This is a genomic window from Ottowia flava, assembly GCF_008017535.1.
GTDB lineage: Bacteria > Pseudomonadota > Gammaproteobacteria > Burkholderiales > Burkholderiaceae_C > Ottowia > Ottowia flava.
This window is the reverse complement of sequence record NZ_VRUA01000004.1, coordinates 42,857-67,884: the sequence shown is the minus strand read 5'-3', so window position 1 is coordinate 67,884 and position 25,028 is coordinate 42,857. Positions and strand designations below refer to the sequence as shown.

At 65.4% G+C, this 25,028-nt stretch carries 30 protein-coding genes and 1 tRNA gene; 24 read left to right on the top strand and 7 right to left on the bottom strand.

Annotation, left to right across the window (positions count from 1 at the left end; translation table 11 throughout):
- Position 1: 1 nt before the first annotated feature.
- Positions 2-1,162 (bottom strand): esterase-like activity of phytase family protein, encoded by a 1,161-nt coding sequence (locus tag FVQ98_RS06400; protein WP_187265650.1) that lies wholly within the window; start codon positions 1,160-1,162, stop codon positions 2-4.
- Positions 1,163-1,253: 91 nt separating this feature from the next.
- Between FVQ98_RS06400 and glpK the strand changes: the two genes are divergently transcribed.
- The 20 genes from glpK to FVQ98_RS06300 all read left to right on the top strand — a co-directional run bounded on the left by glpK (position 1,254) and on the right by FVQ98_RS06300 (position 13,734).
- Positions 1,254-2,786, top strand: a complete 1,533-nt coding sequence (glpK, locus tag FVQ98_RS06395; RefSeq protein WP_147912604.1) for a glycerol kinase GlpK — start codon at positions 1,254-1,256, stop codon at positions 2,784-2,786.
- A gap of 197 nt (positions 2,787-2,983) precedes the next feature.
- Positions 2,984-4,612 (top strand): glycerol-3-phosphate dehydrogenase/oxidase, encoded by a 1,629-nt coding sequence (locus FVQ98_RS06390; protein ID WP_147912603.1) that lies wholly within the window; start codon positions 2,984-2,986, stop codon positions 4,610-4,612.
- 196 nt (positions 4,613-4,808) lie between these two features.
- The gene (rplN, locus tag FVQ98_RS06385) at positions 4,809-5,177 is read left to right on the top strand and encodes a 50S ribosomal protein L14 (protein WP_147912751.1); all 369 of its coding nucleotides are present in this window, start codon (positions 4,809-4,811) and stop codon (positions 5,175-5,177) included.
- Between the two features lie 12 nt (positions 5,178-5,189).
- Entirely contained in the window at positions 5,190-5,510 is a 321-nt protein-coding gene (rplX, locus tag FVQ98_RS06380) for a 50S ribosomal protein L24 (RefSeq protein ID WP_147912602.1), read from the top strand.
- A gap of 10 nt (positions 5,511-5,520) precedes the next feature.
- The gene (gene rplE, locus FVQ98_RS06375) at positions 5,521-6,060 is read left to right on the top strand and encodes a 50S ribosomal protein L5 (protein WP_147912601.1); all 540 of its coding nucleotides are present in this window, start codon (positions 5,521-5,523) and stop codon (positions 6,058-6,060) included.
- A gap of 9 nt (positions 6,061-6,069) precedes the next feature.
- Positions 6,070-6,375, top strand: coding sequence for a 30S ribosomal protein S14 (gene rpsN / locus FVQ98_RS06370; RefSeq protein WP_147912600.1), 306 nt, complete (start codon positions 6,070-6,072; stop codon positions 6,373-6,375).
- An 18-nt stretch (positions 6,376-6,393) separates the two neighbouring features.
- Positions 6,394-6,789 carry a 30S ribosomal protein S8 gene (rpsH, locus tag FVQ98_RS06365; RefSeq protein ID WP_147912599.1) on the top strand — a complete coding sequence of 132 codons (396 nt, stop codon included), beginning with the start codon at positions 6,394-6,396 and terminating at the stop codon, positions 6,787-6,789.
- A gap of 12 nt (positions 6,790-6,801) precedes the next feature.
- Positions 6,802-7,335 carry a 50S ribosomal protein L6 gene (rplF, locus tag FVQ98_RS06360; RefSeq protein ID WP_147912598.1) on the top strand — a complete coding sequence of 178 codons (534 nt, stop codon included), beginning with the start codon at positions 6,802-6,804 and terminating at the stop codon, positions 7,333-7,335.
- A gap of 11 nt (positions 7,336-7,346) precedes the next feature.
- Positions 7,347-7,712, top strand: a complete 366-nt coding sequence (rplR, locus tag FVQ98_RS06355; protein ID WP_147912597.1) for a 50S ribosomal protein L18 — start codon at positions 7,347-7,349, stop codon at positions 7,710-7,712.
- 17 nt (positions 7,713-7,729) lie between these two features.
- Positions 7,730-8,251 carry a 30S ribosomal protein S5 gene (rpsE, locus tag FVQ98_RS06350; protein WP_147912596.1) on the top strand — a complete coding sequence of 174 codons (522 nt, stop codon included), beginning with the start codon at positions 7,730-7,732 and terminating at the stop codon, positions 8,249-8,251.
- Between the two features lie 14 nt (positions 8,252-8,265).
- Positions 8,266-8,451, top strand: a complete 186-nt coding sequence (rpmD, locus tag FVQ98_RS06345) for a 50S ribosomal protein L30 (RefSeq protein ID WP_147912595.1) — start codon at positions 8,266-8,268, stop codon at positions 8,449-8,451.
- An 11-nt stretch (positions 8,452-8,462) separates the two neighbouring features.
- On the top strand, positions 8,463-8,894 hold the full coding sequence (gene rplO, locus FVQ98_RS06340) for a 50S ribosomal protein L15 (RefSeq protein WP_147912594.1): 432 nt from the start codon (positions 8,463-8,465) through the stop codon (positions 8,892-8,894).
- 56 nt (positions 8,895-8,950) lie between these two features.
- The gene (gene secY / locus FVQ98_RS06335) at positions 8,951-10,270 is read left to right on the top strand and encodes a preprotein translocase subunit SecY (protein WP_147912593.1); all 1,320 of its coding nucleotides are present in this window, start codon (positions 8,951-8,953) and stop codon (positions 10,268-10,270) included.
- A 76-nt stretch (positions 10,271-10,346) separates the two neighbouring features.
- Entirely contained in the window at positions 10,347-10,460 is a 114-nt protein-coding gene (gene rpmJ, locus FVQ98_RS06330) for a 50S ribosomal protein L36 (RefSeq protein ID WP_011481465.1), read from the top strand.
- Positions 10,461-10,500: 40 nt separating this feature from the next.
- Positions 10,501-10,866: a 30S ribosomal protein S13 gene (gene rpsM, locus FVQ98_RS06325; protein ID WP_147912592.1), complete on the top strand. Its 366-nt coding sequence runs from the start codon at positions 10,501-10,503 to the stop codon at positions 10,864-10,866.
- 18 nt (positions 10,867-10,884) lie between these two features.
- Positions 10,885-11,286 (top strand): 30S ribosomal protein S11, encoded by a 402-nt coding sequence (rpsK, locus tag FVQ98_RS06320; RefSeq protein WP_106702400.1) that lies wholly within the window; start codon positions 10,885-10,887, stop codon positions 11,284-11,286.
- 107 nt (positions 11,287-11,393) lie between these two features.
- The gene (gene rpsD, locus FVQ98_RS06315; protein WP_147912591.1) at positions 11,394-12,017 is read left to right on the top strand and encodes a 30S ribosomal protein S4; all 624 of its coding nucleotides are present in this window, start codon (positions 11,394-11,396) and stop codon (positions 12,015-12,017) included.
- Positions 12,018-12,127: 110 nt separating this feature from the next.
- Positions 12,128-13,123 carry a DNA-directed RNA polymerase subunit alpha gene (locus FVQ98_RS06310; protein WP_147912590.1) on the top strand — a complete coding sequence of 332 codons (996 nt, stop codon included), beginning with the start codon at positions 12,128-12,130 and terminating at the stop codon, positions 13,121-13,123.
- A gap of 125 nt (positions 13,124-13,248) precedes the next feature.
- On the top strand, positions 13,249-13,635 hold the full coding sequence (gene rplQ / locus FVQ98_RS06305; protein WP_147912589.1) for a 50S ribosomal protein L17: 387 nt from the start codon (positions 13,249-13,251) through the stop codon (positions 13,633-13,635).
- 22 nt (positions 13,636-13,657) lie between these two features.
- Positions 13,658-13,734: transfer RNA gene (locus FVQ98_RS06300), tRNA-Met, on the top strand.
- 164 nt (positions 13,735-13,898) lie between these two features.
- On the opposite strand, the gene FVQ98_RS06295 is transcribed toward FVQ98_RS06300, so the two are convergent.
- Both FVQ98_RS06295 and FVQ98_RS06290 read right to left on the bottom strand, forming a co-directional pair.
- Entirely contained in the window at positions 13,899-14,330 is a 432-nt protein-coding gene (locus FVQ98_RS06295) for a hypothetical protein (protein WP_187265649.1), read from the bottom strand.
- A 38-nt stretch (positions 14,331-14,368) separates the two neighbouring features.
- The gene (locus FVQ98_RS06290; RefSeq protein ID WP_147912587.1) at positions 14,369-16,432 is read right to left on the bottom strand and encodes an ATP-dependent helicase; all 2,064 of its coding nucleotides are present in this window, start codon (positions 16,430-16,432) and stop codon (positions 14,369-14,371) included.
- Positions 16,433-16,657: 225 nt separating this feature from the next.
- Between FVQ98_RS06290 and FVQ98_RS06285 the strand changes: the two genes are divergently transcribed.
- Entirely contained in the window at positions 16,658-17,284 is a 627-nt protein-coding gene (locus FVQ98_RS06285) for a chalcone isomerase family protein (RefSeq protein ID WP_147912586.1), read from the top strand.
- A gap of 90 nt (positions 17,285-17,374) precedes the next feature.
- Complete coding sequence (locus FVQ98_RS06280; RefSeq protein ID WP_147912585.1) at positions 17,375-18,334, top strand: AEC family transporter; 960 nt, start codon at positions 17,375-17,377, stop codon at positions 18,332-18,334.
- 101 nt (positions 18,335-18,435) lie between these two features.
- Here FVQ98_RS06280 and FVQ98_RS06275 read toward each other — a convergent pair whose 3' ends face one another.
- The 3 genes from FVQ98_RS06275 to hemE form a co-directional block, all read right to left on the bottom strand.
- Positions 18,436-18,804, bottom strand: a complete 369-nt coding sequence (locus tag FVQ98_RS06275; protein ID WP_147912584.1) for a hypothetical protein — start codon at positions 18,802-18,804, stop codon at positions 18,436-18,438.
- 163 nt (positions 18,805-18,967) lie between these two features.
- Positions 18,968-21,061: a replication restart helicase PriA gene (gene priA, locus FVQ98_RS06270; RefSeq protein ID WP_255507658.1), complete on the bottom strand. Its 2,094-nt coding sequence runs from the start codon at positions 21,059-21,061 to the stop codon at positions 18,968-18,970.
- Between the two features lie 386 nt (positions 21,062-21,447).
- Complete coding sequence (gene hemE, locus FVQ98_RS06265; RefSeq protein ID WP_147912582.1) at positions 21,448-22,629, bottom strand: uroporphyrinogen decarboxylase; 1,182 nt, start codon at positions 22,627-22,629, stop codon at positions 21,448-21,450.
- 298 nt (positions 22,630-22,927) lie between these two features.
- Between hemE and FVQ98_RS06260 the strand changes: the two genes are divergently transcribed.
- Complete coding sequence (locus tag FVQ98_RS06260) at positions 22,928-23,089, top strand: DUF1328 domain-containing protein (protein WP_147912581.1); 162 nt, start codon at positions 22,928-22,930, stop codon at positions 23,087-23,089.
- 204 nt (positions 23,090-23,293) lie between these two features.
- Positions 23,294-23,473, top strand: coding sequence for a CsbD family protein (locus tag FVQ98_RS06255; protein ID WP_147912580.1), 180 nt, complete (start codon positions 23,294-23,296; stop codon positions 23,471-23,473).
- Between the two features lie 173 nt (positions 23,474-23,646).
- Here the strand turns inward: FVQ98_RS06255 and FVQ98_RS06250 are convergent, their stop codons facing one another.
- A complete protein-coding gene (locus tag FVQ98_RS06250; RefSeq protein ID WP_147912579.1) occupies positions 23,647-24,975 on the bottom strand; it encodes an O-acetylhomoserine aminocarboxypropyltransferase/cysteine synthase family protein in 1,329 nt (442 codons plus the stop codon).
- Between the last annotated feature and the right edge of the window lie 53 nt (positions 24,976-25,028).

Genomic DNA, 25,028 nt, shown 5'->3' with positions numbered 1-25,028 from the left:
CTCAGGCCACTTCAAACGCCGCGAACTGGGTGACCTGCAGCGGGTTGAAGTTGTCGTCGGTGCACAGCACCAGGCAGCGGTGGCCGCTCGGCAGCGTCGGGCCCCAGGCCATCGCTTCGAAGTTGTCGATGTGCGGCAGGCCGCTTTGCCGCAGGTCGAGGATCAACCTCTTGGGTGCGGCGCGCGTGCGGCGCGGTCGCAGGGTGTCAATGGTCAGGGTGTTGGCAGCGCGGGTCAGGTCGACTTCGTACAGCCGCGCGGACACGCCGGTCGTCATGTGCCAGGCGCGCTCCAGCACCCACAGGAGGTCGGGGTCGGGCATCAGGATCTCGGAGATGCCGCTTTCCACGCTGCCCTGCGGCATCAGCGGCCCAAAGGGGCGCGCCTCCGGCAGGTAGGCGATCTGGCGGTCCGCCTCACCGCTGACGAGATCAAGGCGCGTGATCCGGCACAGGCCAGGGGGCGCACCGGGCGTCAGGTGATCGCCATCCTGGTTCAGCGCGCCTTCCATGGCGGCCCACACGTGGCGGCCGTCGGGCGTCAGCGCCAGGCCTTCCAGCGTGTCGTTGTGGCGCGGGCCGCGCCCCAGGCGGCCGATGTCTGTCAACTGGCGCGGCAGGTGGAAGCTGCGTAGCCAGCGCCCTTCCAGCGTCACCTCCTGCAACGACGGCGGGATGCGCGCGCGGATGTCGCCTTCGCTGGTCCACAGCAGCGTGGTCTGGCCGGTGGCGGCGTCGAGGCGCAGCGCCAGCGCTTCAGGGTCGACGCTGTGGCGCGGGTAGGGCTGGCCGTCGGGGCCGCGCAAGGTGATCACGTCGACCCACTGCGGCACGAAGGGCTGGCCGTCGGCTGGTGAGGGGAGGCGGAAGACGTAGACGCGCGCCGGGGCGTGGCGGCTGCGGTCGTCCGACAAGGCGTACCAGAGGTTGGTCGCCGCGTCCCAGCTCAACCCGGACAGGCCGCCGATCAGCGTGCCCTTGAATTCGGTGCCGGTGGGCAAGCTGCCGTGCGCCAGCAGGCGCAACTTGGGCAACGCGGCGGTGGCACTGCGTGGCTGGCGCGGGCGCGCGGCCGCCAGGCCTGTGGCGCCAAGCGTGCTGGCGCCAGCCAGGGCCGCCAGCCAGCGGCGGCGCGACAGGGTCAAGGGCAGGGCGTCTGGCATGGCGCCGCAGTCTAAGCGACGGGCATGGCACCCGCGCGTGGGCTGCGCGGCCCGATTGGCGCGCGCGGCGCCTTCGGCTACGCTCGCCGCCATGCGCTACCTCCTTGCACTGGACCAGGGCACGACCAGCAGCCGCGCCATCGCTTTCGACACACAGGGTCGCGTGGCGGCCTTGGCGCAACAAGAATTTGCCCAGCACTTTCCGCAACCGGGCTGGGTGGAGCACGACGCGACGGAGATCTGGCGCACACAGCTCGCCGTGGCGCAGGAATGTATAAAAAAACTGCCTGGCGCCCTACAAGGATCTGCGCGAGCAGCTACGCAAATTGTAGCAATCGGCATCACCAACCAGCGCGAAACCACGGTGTTGTGGGACCGCGCCACGGGCCGCCCGGTGGCCCCGGCCATCGTCTGGCAGGACCGGCGCACCACCGCGCGCTGCGAAGCGCTGCGCCGCGCCGGCAAGGCCGCGCTGATCCAGCGCAAGACCGGGCTGGTGCTGGACGCGTACTTCTCCGCCACCAAGCTGGAATGGCTGCTGGACCGCGTGCCCGGCGCCCGCGCGCGCGCCGAGGCGGGCGAACTGGCCTTCGGCACCGTCGACAGCTGGCTGGTCTGGCAACTGACCGGCGGGCGGGTTCACGCGACGGACCCCAGCAACGCCGCGCGCACGCTGCTGATGAACATCCACACGCTGGATTGGGACGACGAGCTGCTGCGGCTGTTCCACATCCCGCGCGCGCTGCTGCCGCGCATCGTGCCGTCCAGCGGCGTGCTGGCCGAGACGGACGCCAGCCTGCTGGGCGCGGCCATCCCGATCGCCGGCATGGCGGGCGACCAGCAGGCCGCCACGTTTGGCCAGGCCTGCTTTGCGCCCGGCATGGCCAAGAACACCTACGGCACCGGCTGCTTCATGCTGATGAACACCGGCGCCCGTCCCGTCGCCAGCCGCAACCAACTGCTCAGCACTGTCGGCTGGCAAGGGCCGGAACAGGCCGATGCACCGCGCACCGCGTACTGTCTGGAGGGTTCGGTCTTCATGGCCGGCGCCACCGTGCAGTGGCTGCGCGACGGCCTGCAAATCATCCAGAGCGCGGCCGAGGTCGAAGCCCTGGCCGCCAGCGTGCCCGACACCGGCGACGTGTTCCTGGTGCCCGCCTTCACCGGCCTGGGCGCGCCCGACTGGGACGGCCGCGCGCGCGGCACGCTGGTCGGCCTGACGCGCGGGAGCACGCGCGCCCACATCGCCCGCGCCGCGCTGGAGGCCATCGCCCTGCAGTCGGCCGACATGTTCGGCGCCATGAGCCGCGACGCCGGCCTGCCGCTGACCGAGCTGCGCGTTGACGGCGGCGCCAGCCGCAACGACCTGCTGATGCAGCTGCAGGCCGACCTGCTGGGCGTGCCCGTGGTGCGCCCGCAGGTGACCGAAACCACCGCCTTGGGCGCCGCCTACCTGGCTGGCCTGGCGGTCGGCGTGTGGTCGGGCGGCGACGCCATCGCCGCGCAATGGGCGGTCGACCGGCGGTTTGCCCCGCGCCTGCCCGAGCACGCGCGGCTGGCGCGCATCGCCCGCTGGCGCGAGGCGGTGGCGCGCTCGCGGGGATGGGCGCGAGAGGAAGCCTGAGGGCGTGAAGCATCGATGGGACTGGTTTTTGAGTCAAATCGGCCGCCGGCCGTACAACCACCTGCGCAACCAGCTATCGAATGCGTAGTGAACAGGATCGGGCGCCACGCAGAAGTTCTTGCTCGTGCGGCGGTGCGGGACGTCGAGCGCCTGTGCGGACCCGTGTGGGCCGTTGCCGCCTGCGTTATCGTTTGACCATGCCCGCCGACACGCCCTTGCCCACGGACCGCGCCGCGCTGCTGACGCGCTTGGCCGAGCCCAAGAAATACGACATCGCCATCGTCGGTGGCGGCGCCACGGGCCTGGGCGTGGCGCTGGACGCGGCCCAGCGGGGACACAGCGTGGTGCTGATCGAGGCGCAGGACTTTGCCAAGGGCACCTCTTCGCGCGCCACCAAACTGGTGCACGGTGGCGTGCGCTACCTGGCGCAGGGCAACATCGGCCTGGTGCGCGAGGCGTTGCACGAGCGCGTGCACATCCTCAGCAGCGCGCCGCACTTGGCGCAGCCGCTGCCCTTCGTCATGCCGTCCTACAAGCTGTGGGAAACGCCTTTTTATGGCGTCGGCCTGAAGATGTACGACGCGCTGGCCGGCAGCGCTGGCCTGGGCCGAACCCAGTGGCTGAGCGCCGGCGAAACGCGGCGCCTGTTGCCCGGCGCGCAGCCGCAAGGCCTGAAAGGCGGGGTGAAGTACTGGGACGGCCAGTTCGACGACGCGCGGCTGGCACTGGCGATTGCGCGCACCGCCGCGCGTTTTGGTGCGCTGCTGGTGAATTACTGCGCCGCGGTGGACGTGCTGCACGACGCGGGCCGCGCCGTGGGGCTGGTCGCGCGCGACGCGGAAACCGGGCGCGAATTCCGCATCGAAGCCGGTTGCGTGGTCAACGCCACGGGCGTGTGGGTCGATGCGTTGCGTGAACGCGACGCCGAAGCCGGCGGCCAGACCGCGTCGCCCCTGGTCGCGCCCAGCCAGGGCGTGCACGTCGTGGTGGACCAGGCCTTCCTGCCGGGCGAGCACGCGCTGCTGGTGCCCAGCACGGCCGACGGGCGGGTGCTCTTTGCCGTGCCGTGGCTGGGCCAACTGATCCTGGGCACGACCGACACCCCGCGCAGCGACCTGCCGCTGGAGCCCGGCGCGACCGAGCCGGAGCTGGACTTCATCCTGCGCGAAGCCGGCAACTATTTAAAGCGAGCACCCACTCGCGCCGACATCAAGAGCTGCTGGGCCGGCCTGCGCCCGCTGGTCAAGCCAGGGGGAGAAGAGGGCGGCACGGCGGGGATCAGTCGCGAACACACGGTGGTCGTCGCGCGCTCGGGCATGGTCAGCGTGACCGGCGGCAAATGGACCACCTACCGCGCCATGGCGGCCGACGTGCTGGCGCGTTGTACGCAGGCCGGCGTACTGCTGCCGCGTGGGCCGTGCGCCACGGCGGGGCTGCACCTGGTTGGCGCCGGTGGCCCCGCGGGCGCGCAGCGCGTGTCGCTCAGCCAGGCGCCTGGGCTGCACCTGTACGGCAGTGAGGCCGAGCAGGTCAACGCCCTGCCGGGCGCCGAGCGCTGGCTGGCGCCCGGCCTGAGCGAAGCCATGGTGCGTTTTGCCGTGCGGCACGAATACGCGCGCACGGTGGAAGACGTGCTGGCGCGCCGCTCACGCCAGTTGTTTTTGGACGCGGCCCAGGCCGCGGCCGCCGCACCGGCCGTTGCCGCGTTGCTGCGGGAAGAATTGGGCATGGCGGGGCCGGACGAAGGCATGCAACTGGCCGCCTTCCAGGCGCTGGCGGCCGCCTACGCGGCGCCGGGTGCACAATCAATCGACGGCAGCGCTTGACATCGCCATTTCAAGCTGCCACAATGGCGGGCTTCACCCAATCTGGGTGGAAAAATCTGCCCCAATCGCCGGGAGCGCGCTGACAGCAGTCGGTGCACAAGCTTTTTCGGCGGCGGGCCCAAGACTGATCCAGCAAGGCGCTGCGCCGTTTTTTCAAGCGGCCGTTTTGTTGGGTGCAAGTTGGGAAACATTTGAAATGATCCAGACTGAATCTCGACTCGAGGTGGCCGATAACACCGGCGCCAAGTCCGTCCAGTGCATCAAGGTGCTGGGTGGCTCCAAGCGCCGCTATGCGAGCGTTGGCGACATCATCAAGGTGAGCGTGAAAGAAGCCGCTCCGCGCGGTCGCGTCAAGAAAGGCGAGATTTACAGCGCCGTGGTGGTCCGTACCGCCAAAGGCATCCGCCGTGGCGATGGCTCGCTCATCAAGTTCGACGGCAACGCCGCCGTTCTTCTCAACAGCAAGTTGGAGCCGATCGGCACCCGCATCTTTGGCCCGGTGACGCGCGAACTGCGCTCCGAGCGGTTCATGAAGATCGTGTCGCTGGCCCCTGAAGTCCTGTAAGGAAAGCGCGTCATGAACAAGATTCGCAAGGGCGACGAGGTCATCGTGTTGACCGGTCGCGACAAGGGCAAGCGTGGCACCGTGTCGATGCGCGTGTGCGAAGAGCGCGTCCTGGTGGACGGCGTCAACATGGTCAAGAAGCATGCCAAGCCGAACCCCATGAAGGGCGTGACCGGCGGCATCATCGAAAAAGCCATGCCGATCCATCAGTCCAACGTGGCCATCTACAACAAGGCCACTGGCAAAGCTGACCGCGTCGGCGTCAAGACCCTGCAAGACGGAACCCGCGTGCGCGTGTTCAAGTCCAGCGGCGACGAAATCAAGGCGGCGTGAGGTTAAAAAAATGGCACGACTGCAAAAACTCTACCGTGAAAAAGTGGCGCCCGAACTGATCAAGAAGTTCGGCTACAAGTCGCCCATGGAGGTGCCGCGCATCACCAAGATCACGCTCAACATGGGTGTGAGCGAGGCTGTGGCGGACAAGAAGGTGATGGACAACGCCGTCGCCGACCTGACCAAGATCGCCGGCCAGAAGCCCGTGGTTACCAAGGCCAAGAAAGCCATCGCCGGTTTCAAGATCCGCGAAGAGCAGCCCATCGGCACGATGGTGACGCTGCGTGGCGTTCGCATGTACGAATTCCTGGACCGTTTCGTCACCGTGGCGCTGCCCCGTGTGCGTGACTTCCGCGGTATTTCGGGTCGTTCGTTCGACGGTCGCGGCAACTACAACGTGGGCGTCAAAGAGCAGATCATCTTCCCTGAGATCGAGTACGACAAGGTGGATGCGCTGCGCGGCCTGAATATCAGCATCACCACGACGGCCAAGACCGACGACGAAGCCAAAGCGCTGCTGTCGGCCTTCCGTTTCCCGTTCAAGAACTAAGGTAACGACGTGGCAAAAGTAGCTTTGATCGAACGCGAACTCAAGCGCGAGAAACTCGTCGCCAAGTACGCCCAAAAGCACGCCGAGCTGAAGGCCATCGCCAATGATGTCAAGCGCAGCGACGAAGAGCGCGCGCAGGCTCGTCTGGGATTGCAAAAGCTCCCCCGCAACGCCAACCCGACCCGTCAGCGCAACCGTTGCGAAATGACCGGTCGCCCGCGTGGCACCTTCCGCCAATTTGGTCTCGGCCGCGCCAAGATCCGTGAACTCGCCTTCGAAGGCCAGATTCCGGGCGTGACCAAAGCCAGCTGGTAATCGGCAGGAGAGAACAACATGAGCATGAGTGATCCCATTGCCGACCTGTTGACCCGCATCCGCAACGCGCAGATGGTGGCCAAGCAGACGGTGTCGGTGCCGTCCTCCAAAGTCAAGGTGGCGATTGCCCAGGTCCTGAAGGACGAAGGGTACATCGACGGCTTTGAAGTCAAGTCCGACGGCGGCAAGTCCGAACTCCAAATCGCGCTGAAGTACTACGCTGGCCGTCCGGTCATCGAGCGTATCGAACGCGTCAGCCGCCCTGGCCTGCGTGTCTACAAAGGCAGCACTTCGATTCCCCAGGTCATGAACGGCCTGGGCGTGGCCATCGTCACTACCCCGAAAGGCGTGATGACCGACCGCAAGGCCCGCGCTACCGGTGTCGGTGGCGAAGTGCTGTGCTACGTGGCCTAAGGAGAAGCACAGATGTCACGTATCGCAAAAATGGGCGTGTCGGTGCCGACTGGCGTCGATGTCCAGCTAAAAGACAATCTGATCACGGTCAAAGGCACGGGTGGTGAGCTGAAGCTGACCCCCAACCCGCTGGTCAAGATAACCTCGGACAACGGCAAGCTGTCGTTCGTGCCGGTCGACGAGTCCCGCGAAGCCAACGCCATGAGCGGCACCATGCGCCAAATGGTGAACAACATGGTGGTCGGCGTCAGCAAAGGCTTCGAGAAGAAGCTGACCCTCGTCGGCGTGGGCTTCCGTGCCCAGGCCCAGGGCAACAAGCTGAACCTGGCCATTGGTTTTTCGCACCCGGTGAACTTCGAGATGCCTGCCGGCATCAGCGTTGCGACCCCGTCGCCGACTGAAATCATCATCAAGGGCGCTGACCGCCAGAGCGTGGGCCAGGTGGCCGCCAAGGTGCGCGAAGTGCGTCCGCCCGAGCCCTACAAGGGCAAGGGCATCCGGTATGCCGACGAACGCGTCGTCATCAAGGAAACCAAGAAGAAATAAGGACCTGCATCATGTTGACCAAGAAAGCGCAGCGTCTTCGTCGTGCACGTCAGACGCGCATCCGCATCGCCGACAAAGGCGTGGCGCGTCTCTCCGTGAACCGCACTAACCTGCACATCTACGCCACCGTGGTGTCCGAAGACGGCACCAAGGTGCTGGCCAGTGCCTCCACCGCCGAAGCCGAGATGCGTAAGTCGCTCGGCGCCGCAGGCAAGGGTGGCAACGTGGCTGCCGCCGAAGCCATCGGCAAGCGCATCGCTGAGCGCGCGAAAGCCGCCGGCGTGGAAAAGGTGGCCTTCGACCGTGCAGGTTTTGCATACCACGGCCGCGTCAAGGCGCTCGCCGAAGCAGCCCGCGAAGCGGGTCTGCAGTTCTAAGACGGCAGGACAGAAAAATGGCAAAGTTTCACGCTAAGACGCAGGGTGATGGTCCCGAGGACGGCCTGCGCGAGAAGATGATCGCGGTGAACCGCGTGACCAAGGTGGTGAAGGGCGGCCGTATCCTCGGCTTCGCTGCACTGACCGTGGTCGGCGACGGTGATGGCCGCGTGGGCATGGGCAAGGGTAAATCCAAGGAAGTGCCGGCTGCCGTGCAGAAGGCCATGGAAGAGGCCCGCCGCAACATGCTGAAGGTGTCGTTGAAGGACGGCACGATCCACCACGACGTGACCGGTCACCACGGTGCCGCTCGCGTCATGATGGCCCCTGCCCCTCGCGGTACCGGCATCATTGCCGGCGGCCCGATGCGCGCCGTCTTCGAAGTGCTGGGCATCACCGACATCGTGGCCAAGAGCCACGGCACGTCGAATCCCTACAACATGGTTCGCGCCACGCTGGATGCCCTGCGCAACAGCACGACCCCCGCTGAGGTGGCGGCCAAGCGCGGCAAGTCGGTCGAAGACATCTTCACCGCCTGATCCGGAGTCTCGTCATGGCAACCGAACAGAAAACCATCAAGGTTCAGCTCGTGCGCAGCCCGATCGGCTGCAAAGAGTCCCACCGCGCCACCGTGCGCGGCCTGGGCCTGCGCAAGCTGAACAGCGTGAGCGAGCTGCAGGACACCCCGGCAGTGCGCGGCATGATCAACAAGATTGACTACCTGGTCAAGATCGTCTGAGGAATCGGATCATGGAACTCAATACCATCAAGCCGGGCGAAGGCTCGAAGCGTCCGCGCCGTCGCGTCGGTCGCGGCATCGGCTCCGGTCTGGGTAAAACCGCCGGTCGTGGCCACAAAGGCCAGAAATCGCGTGCCGGTGGCTATCATAAGGTCGGCTTTGAAGGCGGCCAGATGCCCCTGCAGCGCCGTCTGCCCAAGCGTGGCTTCAAATCCGCTTTGCTGAAATACAACGCCGAAGTGACGCTGTCGGACCTCGACCGCCTCGACATCACCGAGATCGACGTGCTGGCACTGAAAAAGTCCGGCCTGGTCCGTGAAATCGCCAAAGTCGTTAAGGTCATCAAGTCGGGTGAGCTCAAGCGCGCTGTCAAACTGACGGGCGTGGGCGCCACCGCGGGTGCCAAGGCGGCGATCGAAGCGGCCGGCGGCTCGCTGGCCTGATCGGCGACCAGCACTTTGGGCTTTCTCAGCTGTCTTGAACTTAAGGTGATCGAGTAGTGGCCACGAGCGCAACGCAAATCGCGAAGACCGGGAAGTACGGCGACCTGCGTCGCCGGCTGGTGTTCCTGCTGCTCGCGTTGGTGGTGTACCGGATCGGTGCGCATATCCCCGTGCCAGGCATCAACCCGGATCAGCTTCGCCAGCTGTTCCAGGGCCAGCAAGGTGGCATTCTGAACCTGTTCAACATGTTCTCGGGTGGCGCGCTGTCTCGCTTCACAGTGTTTGCACTGGGGATCATGCCGTACATCTCGGCATCGATCATCATGCAGTTGATGACCTACGTCGTGCCTACCTTCGAGCAATTGAAGAAGGAAGGTGAGGCCGGTCGTCGCAAGATCACCCAGTACACCCGTTACGGTACGCTGGCGTTGGCGCTGTTTCAGTCTTTCGGCATTGCGGTTGCGCTGGAAGCTCAGCAAGGGTTGGTCATCAGCCCGGGTTGGGGTTTCCGCCTCACTGCGGTGGTCAGTCTGACCGCTGGCACGATGTTCCTGATGTGGCTGGGTGAGCAGATCACCGAGCGCGGTCTGGGCAACGGTATCTCGATCCTGATCTTCGCGGGTATCGCAGCTGGCCTGCCGAATGCGATTGGTGGATTGCTGGAACTGGTGCGCACCGGCGCGATGAGCATCATCGTGGCACTGTTCATCGTCGTTCTGGTGGTGGCCGTGACCTACTTCGTCGTGTTCGTCGAACGTGGTCAACGCAAGATATTGGTCAATTACGCACGGCGACAGGTCGGCAACAAGGTGTATGGCGGACAATCCTCGCACTTGCCCTTGAAGCTGAATATGGCTGGCGTGATCCCGCCGATCTTTGCGTCGTCGATCATTCTGTTGCCGGCGACGGTGGTGGGTTGGTTCAGCGCAGGTGATTCGATGCGCTGGCTCAAGGACATGGCTTCGGCCCTGACCCCGGGTCAACCGATCTACGTGCTGCTGTACGCCACCGCGATCATCTTCTTCTGCTTCTTCTACACCGCGCTTGTGTTCAACAGCCGCGAAACAGCAGACAACCTGAAGAAGAGCGGTGCGTTCATTCCGGGTATCCGTCCGGGTGACCAGACGGCCAAGTACATCGACAAGATCCTGATGCGTCTGACGCTGGCAGGTGCGATCTACATCACTGCAGTTTGCCTGCTGCCAGAGTTCCTGATCCTGCGCTACAACGTACCGTTCTATTTCGGTGGGACCTCGTTGCTGATTTTGGTGGTGGTGACCATGGACTTCATGGCTCAGGTGCAGAACTACATGATGAGCCAGCAGTACGACTCGCTGCTCAAGAAGGCCAATTTCAAAACGTCGTTGCCGGGTTGACCCGACCGACACAGTCAAGGAAAAGACGGGTACGGGCGATCAAGCCCAATGTCCGGGAAAGTTTTAGGAGAGTGAAATGAGAGTTTCAGCTTCGGTCAAGAAGATTTGCCGCAACTGCAAGATCATCCGCCGCAAAGGCGTGGTGCGCGTGATCTGCACCGACCCGCGCCACAAGCAGCGCCAAGGTTGAGCGCGCGTTGCCCGCACGAACGTTAATAGGATAAGAGCACATGGCACGTATTGCTGGTATCAACATTCCGCCGCACAAGCACGCCGAGATCGGCCTGACGGCGATCTTCGGCATCGGTCGCTCGCGCGCTCGCAAGATTTGCGAAGCCTGCGGCATCCCTTACGACAAGAAGGTCAAGGACCTGACGGATGGGGACCAGGAAAAGCTGCGTGACCAGCTGGCCGGCTTCATCATCGAAGGTGACCTGCGTCGCGAAACCACGATGAACATCAAGCGCCTGATGGACATTGGTTGCTACCGTGGTTTCCGCCACCGTCGTGGTCTACCCATGCGCGGTCAGCGCACGCGCACCAACGCCCGTACCCGCAAGGGTCCGCGCAAGGCAGCGCAGTCGCTCAAGAAATAATCAAGGAACTGCTGAACTATGGCTAAAGCACCCTCCAACGCCGCTCAGCGCGTTCGCAAGAAGGTCCGCAAGAACATTGCCGACGGTATTGCGCACGTGCACGCGTCGTTCAACAACACTATCATCACGATCACGGATCGCCAAGGCAACGCTTTGTCCTGGGCTTCTTCGGGCGGTCAGGGCTTCAAGGGCTCGCGCAAGTCGACGCCTTTCGCTGCCCAGGTGGCATCGGAAGTGGCGGGCCGCGCGGCCGTGGATCAGGGCATCAAGAACCTGGACGTCGAGATCAAGGGCCCCGGTCCTGGCCGCGAATCCTCCGTTCGTGCACTGGCTGCCCTGGGTATCCGCATCAATTCGATCTCCGACGTGACGCCGGTTCCTCACAACGGTTGCCGCCCGCAAAAGCGCCGTCGTATCTGATTCGTTTGTCGGTTCAGCCGACCCATTAAGCCCACCGCCGCAGCGCGAAGCGCCTGCGGCTCCCATGGCAGTCTGGCCATGGCAGATGACATTACTAGGAAATCCACGTGGCACGTTACCTCGGCCCCAAAGCCAAACTTTCCCGCCGTGAAGGCACCGACCTGTTCCTGAAGAGCGCCCGCCGCTCGATCAGCGATAAGGCCAAATTCGACACCAAGCCCGGTCAGCATGGCCGCACTTCGGGTCAGCGCACCTCCGACTACGGTCTGCAACTGCGTGAAAAGCAGAAGGTCAAGCGCATGTACGGCGTGCTGGAAAAGCAGTTCCGCCGCTACTTCGAAGAGGCCGATCGCCGCCGCGGCAATACCGGTGCCAACCTGCTGTCGCTGCTCGAATCGCGCCTGGACAACGTCGTCTACCGCATGGGCTTTGGCTCTACCCGGGCCGAGGCGCGCCAGCTGGTGTCGCACAAGGCCGTCACGGTCAACGGTAAGCCCGTGAACATTCCGTCGTACATGGTCAAGACCGGCGACGTGGTCGCTGTGCGCGAGCAGTCCAAGAAGCAGAACCGCGTGGTCGAAGCGCTGCAACTGGCTGGCCAGGTGGGCTTCCCGGCCTGGGTCGAAGTGAACGCCGATAAGGTCGAAGGTACGTTCAAGAAAGTGCCGGACCGCGATGAGTTCGGCGCCGACATCAACGAATCGCTGATCGTCGAACTGTATTCGCGCTGATCTTTGCGCTTCAGCGCCCACTTTGTTCCGACCCGCCGTCCTGGCGGGTTTGGTGCTTCGCCAGCCTTACCGGTGTAACGAGCCGGGGGTATTGAGAGGAAGTCTAGAGAATGCAAACCCAACTGCTGAAACCCAAAGCCATCAACGTCGAGCCCCTGAGCGACAACAAAGCCAAGGTCACGCTCGAGCCGTTCGAACGCGGCTACGGCCACACCCTGGGCAACGCCCTGCGCCGTGTGCTGCTGTCCTCGATGCTGGGTTATGCCCCCACCGAAGTCACGATCGCCGGCGTGCTGCACGAGTACTCCAGCATCGACGGTGTTCAGGAAGACGTCGTCAGCATCCTGCTGAACCTCAAGGGCGTGGTGTTCAAGCTCCACAACCGCGATGAAGTCACGCTGAGCCTGCGCAAGGATGGCGAAGGGGTGGTTACCGCCGCCGACATCCAGACGCCGCACGACGTCGAGATCATCAACCCCGAGCACGTCATCGCCAACCTGTCGCAAGGCGGCAAGCTGGACATGCAGATCAAGGTGGAAAAAGGCCGTGGCTACGTGCCGGGTACGTTGCGCCGCTACGCCGACGAGCCGACCAAGTCGATCGGCCGCATCGTGCTGGACGCATCGTTCTCGCCCGTCAAGCGCGTGAGCTACGCTGTCGAAAACGCCCGCGTCGAGCAGCGCACCGACCTGGACAAGCTGGTCATGGAGATCGAAACCAACGGCGCCGTCACCGCAGAAGACGCGGTGCGTGCCTCGGCCAAGATCCTGGTCGAGCAGCTGGCTGTCTTCGCGCAGCTGGAAGGCAGCGAACTGGCCGCCGCGTTCGAGCAGAGTTCGCCGCGCAGCGGTGCTTCGAGCTTCGACCCGATCCTGCTGCGTCCGGTCGACGAGCTGGAGCTGACCGTGCGTTCGGCCAACTGCCTGAAGGCCGAAAACATCTACTACATCGGTGACCTGATCCAGCGCACCGAGAACGAGCTGCTGAAGACCCCCAACCTGGGTCGCAAGTCGCTCAACGAGATCAAGGAAGTTCTGGCTTCCCGCGGTCTGACCTTGGGCATGAAGCTCGAGAACTGGCCGCCCACCGGCCTGGACAAGCGTTAATAGCGTTTTGGGATTTCCGCCCTAGTGCAATCTGCGCGGGCAGCTATCAAAACTGTAGTTTTCAAGTGCAAGGGCCGTACCTGATACGGCGGTCCTCTTAACAAGCAAATAAAGGAAAAAGCACCATGCGTCACGGTCTCGGCCTTCGCAAACTCAACCGCACCAGCTCGCACCGTCTGGCGATGCTGCGCAACATGATGAACTCGCTGATCGCCCACGAAGCGATCAAGACCACGGTCCCCAAGGCCAAGGAACTGCGTAAAGTGATCGAGCCCATGATCACGCTGAGCAAGGTCGACAGCGTGGCCAATCGCCGTCTGGCGTTTGCCCGCCTGCGCGATGACGCCAGCGTGGCCAAGCTGTTCACCGATCTGGGTCCGCGCTTCAAGGCACGTCCGGGCGGCTACACGCGCATCCTGAAGATGGGCTACCGCGTCGGCGATAACGCGCCGATGGCTTTCGTCGAATTGGTGGACCGCGCTGAAGCGACGGATGCACCCAAAGCCGAATAATCTGTTATACTTATTAGCTTACCGCGCGATGGAGCAGTCTGGTAGCTCGTTGGGCTCATAACCCAAAGGTCGGAGGTTCAAATCCTCCTCGCGCAACCAAGTTGCAAGAAAAAGCCCACCATCTGGTGGGCTTTTTTGTTGGGCGGCTCAGCAGTGTGGAGTGGGCGGCAAAATCCCGTGAGGCGAGGGTGTGTATGACTGCGGCGTGCGCTGGGATCGCTGCGGACGGCGTCGGGGCAAATCAGGCTTGCCTGCGGTGCCGCTCAATGCCCGCCACGGCGCAACACAAACGGGCTTTCCTGCGCGGGCTTGCCCGGTTGGGCCAAAGTCTGCCAGGTGCCCCGAATCTCTGCACCACAGGCACTTGGGGTCAGCTTCCCGCTCCAGAACGCGTGCAGACTTTTGCCATCGAGCGATTCGTCCAGATTGAACTCGCCTGCTTCCACGTCGCCGGAAGCAATGGAGCGCTGGTCACCGTAGCGGAATTCCCCGCGAAGGCTTTCGCTGAACTCGGGGTGCTGGCGCAGCGTGAGTTGGCCGCGCTGGTTCAAGGCGGTGAGCTCCAGCTCCCAGGTGCCGTACAACTGGCCCGCGCGCAGCGTGCGCACGTCGGCGCAGTCGGACTGATTGACGTCGTTGGCCACAGAGGTCGGCGCGCCGGCACAGGCGGTGAGCGCGGCGACTGCGGCGAGCAAGGCGGCACGTGCGACAAAGGTGCGAATAGACAATGGCATCAGTTGGGCGGCGCCGCCGATGCGGCGGCTTGTTGTTGGGCGCGCTGGGCGAATTCGGCACGCAAGGCCTTGAGCTTTTCGCGCGGATCTTCGCGCACCGTGGCCTGGTCCAGCGCCATTTCGGCGATGAAGCGACTCGGCAGGGCGGGCACCAGCTCGCGCGCCTTCTTGCGGCGGCGCGTCCAGCTCACGGCGAGCGTGTTGCGGGCACGGGTGATGCCGACGTACATCAGGCGCCGCTCCTCTTCGATCCGTGCGGCCAGCGTGGCGGCGCTGGCGTCTTCGTCAGGGCGGAAGGGCAGCATGCCCTCGACGACGCCGGCGAGAATCACGTGCGGCCACTCCAGGCCCTTGGCGGCGTGCAGTGTGGACAAGGTGACCATGTTCGGGTCCTGCTCACGCTCCCCCAGGGTGGAGATCAATGACACGGTCTGCGCCACTTCCAGCAAGGAGCTGAGCTCGCGCGACGTGGTGGTGCCCGCCGTGTCGTCGATCTGCCCGCCGCAGCGCCCGGCCATCCAGTCGCAGAACTCCAGCACGTTCGACCAGCGCGAGGCCGCCACGGTTTCACTGTCCTCGCTGTCGTACAGGTACTGCTCGTAACCCAGCGCCTTGAGCCAGTCGCTGAGGAACGTGCGCGCGGCTTCGTGCCCCAGGGTCTGTCCGGCGCGGTAGCGCAAATCGTTCACCTCCCGCCCGAATTCCTGCAGACTGCCGACGGCACGCGCAGGCAGTGTGCCCGCCAGCGACTGGGCGAACAGCGCGCTAAACAGCGACAGGTGCGAACGGCTGGCAAAGTCGCCCAGCTGCGCCAGCGTCTGGTGGCCGATGCCGCGCTTGGGCGTGGTGATGGCGCGCAGAAAGGCGGGGTCGTCGTCTTCGTTGATCCACAGCCGCAGCCAGGCGCACAGGTCCTTGATCTCGGCGCGGTCAAAAAAGCTCTGGCCCCCGGTGACCTTGTAGGGGATCTGGGCGCGGCGCAAGGCCTGTTCCAGCACGCGCGCCTGGTGGTTGGCGCGGTAGAGGATGGCAAAGTCGCGCCATTCCTTGTGGGGTGAGGTTTGACGCAGCGATTGGATGCGCATCACGGCGCGGTCCGCCTCGTGCTGCTCGTGGTCGCTGTCGACCACGCGCACGGGCTCGCCTTCCCCCAATTCGGAATACAACGTCTTCGGGAACAGTTTCGGGTTCGGGCCGATCACGTTGTTGGCCGCGCGCAGGATGGCGCTGGTGGAGCGGTAGTTCTGCTCCAGCTTGATCACCTTCAGCGCCGGGTAGTCCTGCGGCAGCCGCTTGAGGTTGTCCAGCGTGGCGCCGCGCCAGCCGTAGATGCTCTGGTCATCGTCTCCCACCGCGGTGAAGTTGCCCGCGCTGCCCACCAGTAGCTTCATCAATTCGTACTGCGTGGCGTTGGTGTCCTGGTATTCGTCTACCAGCGTATGCGCCAGTCGCGCTTGCCATTTCTGCGCAAGCAGCTCATCTTTTCGTAGCATACGCAAGGGCAGGCCGATCAGATCGTCGAAGTCCACGCTCTGGTAGGCGGCCAGGCGCTCTTCGTAACGGGCCATCAACTCGGCCGTCTGGCGCTCGCCTTCCGACTGGGCTTGCGCGCGCGCTTCGGCGGACGTCCAGCCCGCGTTCTTCCACCGGCTGATCGTCCATTGCCATTGGCGCGCGGTGGCGGCATCGGTGGTGGCACCGCAGTCCTTGAGCAGGGACAGCACATCGTCGCTGTCGAGGATGCTGAACTGCGGCTTGAGGCCCATGGCCGCACCGTCTTCTCGCATCAGGCGCACCCCCAGTGCGTGGAAGGTGCAGATCAGCACCTGGCTCGCCGCCTTGCCGACGAGGCCGCGCGCGCGCTCGCGCATTTCAGCGGCGGCCTTGTTGGTGAAGGTGATCGCAGCGATGCGTTTTGGGGCGACGCCGCATTCGATCAGGCGGGCGATCTTGTGGGTGATCACCCGTGTCTTGCCGGAGCCGGCGCCCGCCAGAACCAGACACGGCCCCCGCAGATGGTTGACGGCATCCTGTTGCGCGAGATTGAGACCGTGATCGGACAAAACAGCTGGCTGGGGCAAAAGCCGAATCTTAGCGTGCGGCGTCCGGCCGTCGGTCGTGCGACACAGGCGCCAACTTGTTCACCAATCGTAGAAAAAAGTGTGCAGGACAGCGGGAGGCCTGGGGCGATTGGCCTAAAAATTGGGCGCTGCGGTTGGTAGCAATTCGCTGGCGGGCGCGCTGCGGTAGGCAGCACGTTTCCTCAAGGGACAAAGGAGCGGACAAACATGAGATCGGTAGGCGTTTTCGGATGGCTGGTGGCCGCGGCCACGGTGTTGGGTGGGCCCGTCTGTGCGCAACAAGCCGCAGCACCGGCGCGCGAAGCTTCTGCGCGGGGTGGGCTCCCTCCTTCGCTCCAGCTCGCAGGACAGAACCTGCGGTTGAACGGCAAGGGCACACGCTACCGCGCCATCATCAAGGTGTACGACATTGGGCTGTACGTGGGCACCAAGGTCTCGAGCCTGGAGCAACTGCTGGCCGCCCCCGGCCCCAAGCGCTTGCTGATCGTCCCATTGCGGACGCTGACGGGCGATTCGCTCGGCGTGGCCATGGTGCAGGGCATGCAGGACAACGCCGCGCCGGGCGAACGCCTCAAGCTGATTCCGCACATGGACCGGCTGACCCGCATCTTCCAGGCCGAACCCAGCGTCTCGCCAGGGTCCGAGGTTGTGATCGACTTCGTCCCCGGCAAGGGCACGATCTTCTACGTCGACGGCGTCCAAAAAGGCGAAGTGGTGACCGACCCGACCTACTTCGGCGCCGTGGCCCGCATCTGGTTGGGTCCCAAGCCCGTGGACAGCAATCTCAAGGACGCCTTGCTGGGCATCGAGGCGCGCCGGCCAGAAACCGGCTGATGCGCGGCGTGGCATGATCGGCCAGACGGCACGCGGCGCCCACGGGATGCCGCACCCGCCGCGGACACCTTGCTTCAGCGCGGCCCCGATTTGCTCGCCATCCTTGCCGTCACCTTCCCGTTCTTTGCGCTCGTGCTCTGTGGCTACGTGGCAGCGCGCTCGCGCCTGCTGCCGCTGGAAGCCGTGCCCGGGCTGAACATGTTCGTGCTGTACTTTGCGCTGCCGTGCATGCTCTACCGCTTCGGCAGCACGACGCCGGCGGCGCAGTTGTTCAACCCAGCCGTGGCCTTGCTCTGGCTGGTGTGCGGTGCAGCGGTGATCGCCTTGGCGGCCGCTTGGGCGCGATCGCGCGGCGCGGGCTGGCCCGATGCGGCCATGGGCGCGCTGGTGGCGGCGTTCCCCAATTCGGGCTTCATGGGCGTGCCGCTGATCCTGGCGCTACTGGGCGATGGTGGTGCCGGCCCGGTCATGGCGACGCTGTTGGTGGATCTGGTCGTCACCACGTCGCTGTGCATCGGTCTGTCGCAGTGGGGAGCGGCGGGCGAGCATGGCCCGGCCAAGGCTGTGCTGCGTGCGCTCCAAGGCGTGTTGCGCAACCCAATGCCATGGTCAATCCTGATCGGCGCCGCGGCGGGCGCACTTGGGCTCACCCTGTGGGCACCGCTGGGCAAGACGGTGGCGCTGCTGGCGGACGCGGCCTCGCCCGTGGCGCTGTTCACCATCGGCGCGGTGCTGGCGCGTTCTCAAATGAAGGCGCGCGTGTTGGGCGAAGGCCCGCGGCTGGGCGACGAGCCTGTGCTGGCGGCCATCAAGCTGCTGCTGCACCCAGCGCTGGTCTGGGGCCTGGGTTGGTTGGCACTGCGCCAGGGATGGCTGTCGCCATCCGCGTTGGTGCCGCTGGTGTTGGCGGCGGCATTGCCGGCGGCCAGCAACGTGTCACTCCTGGCCGAACGCTTTGGCGCAGACAACGGGCGCGTGGCGCGCGTGATCCTGTGGTCCACCGCGTTGGCGTTCTTTACTTTCTCGGGCTTCGTCGCCTTGCTGCGCTGAACGCTCGTTCAGCACGCTCAGCCCAATAGAAAAACGGCCTTGCCGCGTTGGCAAGACCATTTTTTTGGAGAGGCCCACAGCGCGTCCTCTCAGCGAGGGCGTTAGTTGCGTTGGGCTGGCAGCGTCATCGGCTGGATCTTCTGCATTTCGGCATCCAGCTCGGTTTTGGGCATGGTGGTCACGGTTTCGCGGATCATGCCGCCGCCGATCACGCTGCCAGAAGCTTCGCCCTTGCCGTTGACGCGATTCTCGCAGTCGACTTTGTAGAAAGCGGGCAGGTTGGCGCAGCGCTGCAACTCATTCTGACGTGCCTGATCAGCCGTCACACTGGTCAACTGGGCACCACGGGCATTGCGCGTTTCCATGCGCGCAGCGCTTTTGTCCATGTTGGTCTCGGCCGGAGTCATCTGGGCCAGGGCGGGCAGGCTCAGGGCGCTGCCAAGGGCGATCACAGCAAACAGCTTGTTCATGGGGATTTCCTTTCTCCAATCGGGTGGGCCGCGTCCCAGCGCGGCGCTTGTACGGGCATCAGGGCGCACCGCAGGGTACGCCGCCGACCTTCCACGCAGCAGTCTAGGCCGGGCGGCATGGTGGGCATGTCGGACAAGGCCGCGAACTGCCCGTGGGCCCAGGTCAGACGGCCAGCGGATCCACATCCATCGCCCAGCGCACCACGGCCTTGTGTTCGGCCGAGGCGCGCAACGCGTGCAGCAGCGGCTGGCAAGCGGCCAGCACGCGCTGCAAGGCCATGCGCGACGGGCTTTCGATCAGCATCTGCGCGCGTTCGATGTTGGCCACGCGCTGCACCGTCAGCGGCACGGCCGGGTACCAGGTCAGGTTGCTGAAGGCCTCGGCCAATTCGCCTTGGGCCAGCGCTTCGGCGGCGGTTTCGGCCACGGCGTTCAGAAACCCCTGCGCAGCTTCCTGCGTGCGTGCTTCTGCGCGCAGCAGGGCCAGATGGCAGAAGGGTGGCAGACCGGCCTCGGCGCGCTCCTTTAACTGGCCCGCGGCGAAACCGGGGTAGTCGTGCGTCTTCAGCGCGGCAAACAAGGCGTGTTTCGGGTGCTGGGTCTGGACCCACATTTCGCTGTCCATGCCGCTGGCGGCATCTCGCCCGGCGCGGCCGGCGGCCTGCATCAGCAGCGCAAACAGGCGCTCGGGCGCGCGGAAGTCGCTGGCGTACAGCGCGCCGTCCGGGTTGATGGCGGCTACCAGCGAAACGCGCCGGAAGTCGTGGCCCTTGGCCACCATCTGTGTGCCCACCAGCACGTCAACGTCGCCGCCGTGGACCTGCGCCAACTGCGCTTCCAGCCGACCGGCGCCGCGGGCCGAATCGGCGTCGATGCGCAGCACCTGCACCGGGCTGCCATCCGGGCGGCGCACCTCGGCCAGCAGCTCGACCAGGCGTTCTTCCAGTTGTTCGGTGCCGCGCCCCAGGGTGCCGATATCGGGGTTACCGCAGCTCGGGCAGGCGCGCGGCACGCGCTGGGTGAAGCCGCAGTGGTGGCAGCGCAGCGTGCGGTCGATCTTGTGGAATACGCGGTAGGCGCTGCAGTGCGGGCATTCGCTCTTCCAGCCGCAGTCGCCGCAGGCCAGCACGGGCGCCCAGCCGCGGCGGTTCAGCAGCAGCAGCACCTGTTCGCCGCGGCCTACGCGCTCGGTCAAGGCGGCCAGCAGGGGCGGTGCCAGCAGCGTGCCCTTGGGCTGGCGCGTCATGTCGACGCGGCGCACGCGCGGCAGCCCGGCGTTGGGGTCGTCGGTCGCGGCGGTGCCGATGCGCCGCGGCATCGCCAGGCGCTGGTAGCGCCCCGGCCCGTCTGGCGCCGGGGTACTGGCGTGCCAGCTTTCCAGCGACGGCGTGGCCGAGCCCAGCACCACCTTGGCGCCCGACAGGTGGCCGCGGTAGACGGCCAGATCGCGCGCCGAATAGCGCGCGCCTTCCTGCTGCTTGTAGCTCGGGTCGTGTTCTTCGTCGACCACGATCAGCGCCAGCCACGGCACCGACGCCAGCACCGCCACGCGCGTGCCCAGTACGATGCGCGCGTGGCCGAGGTGCGCCGCCAGCCAATGGCCCAGGCGCTGCGCCGGCGTCAACCCGCTGTGCAGCGACACGACCGCTTCCGCGCCAAAACGCGCGGCAAAGCGCGCCTCCAGCTGCGGCGTCAGGTTGATCTCGGGCACCAGCACCAGCACCTGCGCCGCCGGGTCGCGCGCCAGGGCATCGGCGGCGGCGCGCATGTAGACCTCGGTCTTGCCGCTGCCGGTCGCGCCGAACAGCAAAAACGGCCCGCGTTCCGCCTCGATGGCCTGCAGCGCCGCCGCTTGCTCGCCCGACAACGCCTCCAGGGTTGGCGTGCCCGGTTGCACCGTGGCCGCCGCGCTCTGGCGCTTCAGGCGCCGCGCCAACTGCACGCTGGTCAGTGTGCGCAGCTGCGGCGGCAGCGCGGCCAGCGCGACTTCGCCGAGTGCCCGCTGGTAATAGCGCGCGGTAAAGCCGATCAGCGCGCGCCAGTGGTCGTCCAGCGGCGGCAGGCCGTCCAGCGCGCCAGCGATGGGGCGCACCTGCACCGCCAGTTCCGCGGCGGGCGCAGGGAGGTCGTTGGCCCACACCACGCCCAGCACTTCGCGCGCGCCCAAGGGCACGCGCACCAGCGTGCCGGGTGCCAGCGCCTGGTCTGCGCGGTAAGTCAGCGGCTCGGCCAGACTGCTGTGCGCAGGGGTCGGCACCGCGACCGCCAGCCAGTGAACGGGGGGCTGCCCGGTTGCGCTATCAGGATCGACTTGCACTGTGGCGGCTAAGTCCTTGATTTGCAATCGCTTGTTCGTTCATGCCCAGAATCTGTGGATAACTTTGTTGAGAACCCGGGTCAAGCCGCCCGAAGCCCTTGTCTGACAAGGCTTCCCTTAGCCTGCTCAGCAAAATGGCAGCCCTTCAGCGCCATACAAATCAAGCACTTACGGGGCTATCAAGCTGGGAGCAGCACGGCACGGGCCGTTTTTTAAGCCATCGCGCGATTTGTGCATAAGTCAAGCGCTGAGCCCCCATTTATTTGCCCAAAAAAAGGGTTAAGGCGCTTGACGAGGGCCTTCGGTCGTCGTAGGCCGTCCAGCGCTCAGCCTTGACGCAAACGGCGCGAATAGGCGTGCACCTCGTCCACCAGGTGCGACACGTGCTCCGGCGGCGTGAACTGGCTGATGCCGTGGCCCAGGTTGAAGATGTGCGTGCTTCCGGGCGCGCTGCGGTCGGTGTGCGGCGTGCCAAAGCTGTCCAGCACCTGCCGCACCTGGGCGCGGATGGCGTCGGGCGGGGCAAACAGCACGTTCGGGTCGATATTGCCCTGCAGCGCCTTGGGCACAGTCGATGGGGTGTCTTTTGTGACGTCAGCCCTAGAACCATCTGCGCAAGCAGCTATGTTTTGTGTAGCATTTGCCGCTGCCTGGCGCACGATCTGGCGCGCTTGGCCCAGGTTCATGGTCCAGTCCAGGCCCAGCACGTCGCAGTCCAGCCCCGTCATCTCGCCCAGCCACAGGCCGCCGCCTTTGGTGAAGACGATGCGGGGCACCACCGCGCCGTCGCGCCCGTTGCGCTTCAGTTGCGCCAGCACGCGCCGCGTGTAGGCCAGGCTGAACGCTTGGAAAGCGCCGTCGGCCAGCACGCCACCCCAGCTGTCGAACACCATCACCGCCTGCGCGCCGGCGTCGATCTGGTGGTTCAGGTACAGCGCGACCGCGTCGGCGTTGATTTCCAGCACGCGGTGCATCAGATCGGGCCGCGCGTACATCAGCGTCTTGACGTGGCGGTAATCGCTGCTGCCGCCGCCTTCGACCATGTAACAGGCCAGCGTCCAGGGGCTGCCCGAAAAGCCGATCAGCGGCACGCGCCCGTTCAGCGCCTTGCGGATGCTGGTCACGGCGTCGAATACGTAGCGCAGCTTGTCCATGTCGGGCACGGCCAGTTGGGCCACGGCGGCCTCGTCGCGCACCACTTTTTCAAACTTCGGGCCTTCGCCCTGCTGAAAGGACAGGCCCAGGCCCATGGCGTCGGGCACGGTGAGGATGTCGGAAAACAGGATCGACGCGTCAAGCGGGTAGCGCGCCAGCGGCTGCAGCGTGACCTCGGTCGCATAGTCCACGTTGGTGGCTAGGCCCATGAAGCTGCCGGCCTGCGCGCGCGTGGCGCAGTACTCCGGCAGATAGCGGCCGGCCTGGCGCATCAGCCAGACGGGGGTGTGATCGGTCGCCTGCCCCAGGCAGGCGCGCAAGAAGGTGTCGTTGGTCAAGGGGGCGAAGCTCATGGGGGGATTGTCGCAGGCGCGCCACGACGTTTCGGGGAGGTCGCCTCGTATCCGGTCTGGCGGGGTGCAGCCGGCGCTTCGGACAGTGAGCGAATGTCCTACGCACCCACATGCCGCCCAGCCGACAGCAGCTTTAGCGCTTGACTACTGGGGGTATCTGGCGGCGCGCCCCACACTGCCCCCTATCGGCTGACCGTCAGCCTGGTGCCATGTGAAACGCTGCACCAGAAATGGCGCCGACAGCACAGCGTCTTTTCATCGCCGTGCAGAGAGTCATTAACGCAACGAGGAGACAGACATGCTTCACTACGCCGTGGTTTTCTTCATCATCGCCATCATCGCGGCCGTGTTCGGCTTCGGTGGCATCGCCGCAGGCGCGGCAGGCATCGCCAAGATCCTGTTCATCATCTTCCTGGTGCTGGCCGTGGTCTCGCTGATCGCCAACGTTGTCAAGAAGTAGGGCGCCGCTGCCGGGCAGCTCGTCCGGCACGCCCGCAACAGCCGCCGCTCTGCCGGCGGCTTTTTTTTGGGCGCGCTGGTGCGTCAGCGCGGACCTACAGCCGCTTTCGGCGCGCGCTGATGGGGCGAAATGCACACCCCGCGCAGACTGCGCAACGTCCCTTCCCGGATCGACAGCCGATCCATCTGTATAAGGAGCGATTGCATGAACAAGCATCAAGTCACCGGCCGCGTTGAAGAAGCCAAGGGCGCCGTCAAGGAAGCCGCGGGCAAGCTCGTCGGCAACAAAGAGCTGGAAGCGAAAGGCATGCTGGAGAAGAACGCCGGCAAGGCCGAAGCCAAGGCAGGCGACATCGCCAACAAGGTCGAGAAAGCCGTCAAGTAACGTGTCCCGGCACCGCCGGGCGAGGCGAGCGCGGCTACAGGCCAGCGCTGGCCTGCAAGCAAAACGCCACCTTTAGGGTGGCGTTTTTGTTGGGGAGGACCGATGGCGTGTCGCGGCGGGAAGGTGGCTTGGGCCGGCCGGGCTCGCACTGCGGCCGCGCTCCGCAGGCGCGTTCATGCCGCGGCCCGCGCCAGCGCCTGGTCGATGTCCCACAGGATGTCGTCCAGGTCTTCGATGCCAACGGACAGGCGCACCATGTCGGCGCTGACGCCGGCGCGTTGCAGCTCGTCGTCGGTCAGCTGGCGGTGGGTGGTGGACGCGGGGTGGATGACCAGGGTCTTGGCGTCGCCGATGTTGGCCAGGTGGCTCAAGAATTCGCAGGCGTCGATGAAGCGCTCACCCGCCGCCGCGCCGCCGCGGATGCCGAAGGTGAGGATGCCGGACGCGCCGGGTTGGCCGTCCACGGCGCGGAACTGCTTCTTGGCCAAGTCAAAGTAAGGCGAGTTGGCCAGACCGGGGTAGTTGACCCAGGCGACTTGCGGGTGCTTTTGCAAAAACTGGGCCACGGCCAGCGCGTTGCGGCAGTGTTCGCGCATGCGCAGATGCAGGGTTTCAGCGCCTTGCAGCAGCAGCCAGGCGTTCAGCGGCGAGAGCACGGCGCCGAAGGTGCGGTTGACTTCCATGCGCGCCTTCATGGTGTAGCCGAAGTCGCCAAACGTCTCGTAAAACTTCACGCCATGGTAGGCGCGGCTGGGCTCGACCATCTCGGGGAATTTGCCGTTGTCCCAAGGGAATTTACCGCCTTCGACAATGACGCCGCCCATGGTCGTGCCGTGGCCGCCGATGTACTTGGTGGCGCTGTGCACGACGATGTCGGCGCCGAGGTCGAGCGGGTTGCACAGGTAGGGGCTGGCAACGGTATTGTCGATCACCAGCGGCAGCCCGTGCGCGTGCGCCACGTCGGCCAGGGCGACGATGTCGACCACGTTGACCAGCGGGTTGCCGATGGTTTCGGCGTACAGCGCGCGGGTGTTGGGGCGGATGGCGGCGGCGAAGTGCTCGGGGTCGGACGGGTCGACAAAAGTCGTTTCAATGCCCAAGCGGCCAAAGCCCACGCCCAGCTGGCCGACGGTGCCGCCGTACAGCGTACTGGCGACGACGATGTGATCGCCATTTTTCAAGATGGCCAGCAGCGCCGACATCTGCGCCGCCATGCCGCTGGCGCAGGCCAGCGCGGCGCGGCCGTTTTCCAGGCTGGCGATGCGCTCTTCCAGCACCGCCACCGTGGGGTTGCTGATGCGGCTGTAGACGTTGCCAAAGGTCTGCAGGTTGAACAGGCTGGCCGCGTGCTCGGCGTTGTCGAAGACAAAACTGGTGGTCTGGTGGATGGGCGTGGCGCGCGCGCCGGTCACCGGGTCGGGCACGGCGGCGGCGTGGATGGCGCGGGTGCCGAAGCCGAAGGCGCGGTCGGCGCCGGGGGTGTTCTCGGGTTTTTGAGTCATTTCTTGCTCTGGCCCCACAACCATCTGCGCGGGCAGCTATGAAATAAAGAGTA

Bases quoted from the DNA above. Each gene is read 5' to 3' on its own strand.
- FVQ98_RS06275 (WP_147912584.1), bottom strand. From the start codon at position 18,804: ATGAACAAGCTGTTTGCTGTGATCGCCCTTGGCAGCGCCCTGAGCCTG.
- rplX (WP_147912602.1), top strand. From the start codon at position 5,190: ATGAACAAGATTCGCAAGGGCGACGAGGTCATCGTGTTGACCGGTCGC.
- FVQ98_RS06255 (WP_147912580.1), top strand. From the start codon at position 23,294: ATGAACAAGCATCAAGTCACCGGCCGCGTTGAAGAAGCCAAGGGCGCC.
- rpsM (WP_147912592.1), top strand. From the start codon at position 10,501: ATGGCACGTATTGCTGGTATCAACATTCCGCCGCACAAGCACGCCGAG.
- rplN (WP_147912751.1), top strand. From the start codon at position 4,809: ATGATCCAGACTGAATCTCGACTCGAGGTGGCCGATAACACCGGCGCC.
- rplQ (WP_147912589.1), top strand. From the start codon at position 13,249: ATGCGTCACGGTCTCGGCCTTCGCAAACTCAACCGCACCAGCTCGCAC.
- FVQ98_RS06250 (WP_147912579.1), bottom strand. From the start codon at position 24,975: ATGACTCAAAAACCCGAGAACACCCCCGGCGCCGACCGCGCCTTCGGC.
- FVQ98_RS06400 (WP_187265650.1), bottom strand. From the start codon at position 1,162: ATGCCAGACGCCCTGCCCTTGACCCTGTCGCGCCGCCGCTGGCTGGCG.
- rpsE (WP_147912596.1), top strand. From the start codon at position 7,730: ATGGCAAAGTTTCACGCTAAGACGCAGGGTGATGGTCCCGAGGACGGC.
- rpsK (WP_106702400.1), top strand. From the start codon at position 10,885: ATGGCTAAAGCACCCTCCAACGCCGCTCAGCGCGTTCGCAAGAAGGTC.
- FVQ98_RS06260 (WP_147912581.1), top strand. From the start codon at position 22,928: ATGCTTCACTACGCCGTGGTTTTCTTCATCATCGCCATCATCGCGGCC.
- rplE (WP_147912601.1), top strand. From the start codon at position 5,521: ATGGCACGACTGCAAAAACTCTACCGTGAAAAAGTGGCGCCCGAACTG.
- glpK (WP_147912604.1), top strand. From the start codon at position 1,254: ATGCGCTACCTCCTTGCACTGGACCAGGGCACGACCAGCAGCCGCGCC.
- FVQ98_RS06310 (WP_147912590.1), top strand. From the start codon at position 12,128: ATGCAAACCCAACTGCTGAAACCCAAAGCCATCAACGTCGAGCCCCTG.
- rplR (WP_147912597.1), top strand. From the start codon at position 7,347: ATGTTGACCAAGAAAGCGCAGCGTCTTCGTCGTGCACGTCAGACGCGC.
- rpsH (WP_147912599.1), top strand. From the start codon at position 6,394: ATGAGCATGAGTGATCCCATTGCCGACCTGTTGACCCGCATCCGCAAC.
- rpmD (WP_147912595.1), top strand. From the start codon at position 8,266: ATGGCAACCGAACAGAAAACCATCAAGGTTCAGCTCGTGCGCAGCCCG.
- rpmJ (WP_011481465.1), top strand. From the start codon at position 10,347: ATGAGAGTTTCAGCTTCGGTCAAGAAGATTTGCCGCAACTGCAAGATC.
- FVQ98_RS06285 (WP_147912586.1), top strand. From the start codon at position 16,658: ATGAGATCGGTAGGCGTTTTCGGATGGCTGGTGGCCGCGGCCACGGTG.
- rplO (WP_147912594.1), top strand. From the start codon at position 8,463: ATGGAACTCAATACCATCAAGCCGGGCGAAGGCTCGAAGCGTCCGCGC.
- rplF (WP_147912598.1), top strand. From the start codon at position 6,802: ATGTCACGTATCGCAAAAATGGGCGTGTCGGTGCCGACTGGCGTCGAT.
- hemE (WP_147912582.1), bottom strand. From the start codon at position 22,629: ATGAGCTTCGCCCCCTTGACCAACGACACCTTCTTGCGCGCCTGCCTG.
- FVQ98_RS06390 (WP_147912603.1), top strand. From the start codon at position 2,984: ATGCCCGCCGACACGCCCTTGCCCACGGACCGCGCCGCGCTGCTGACG.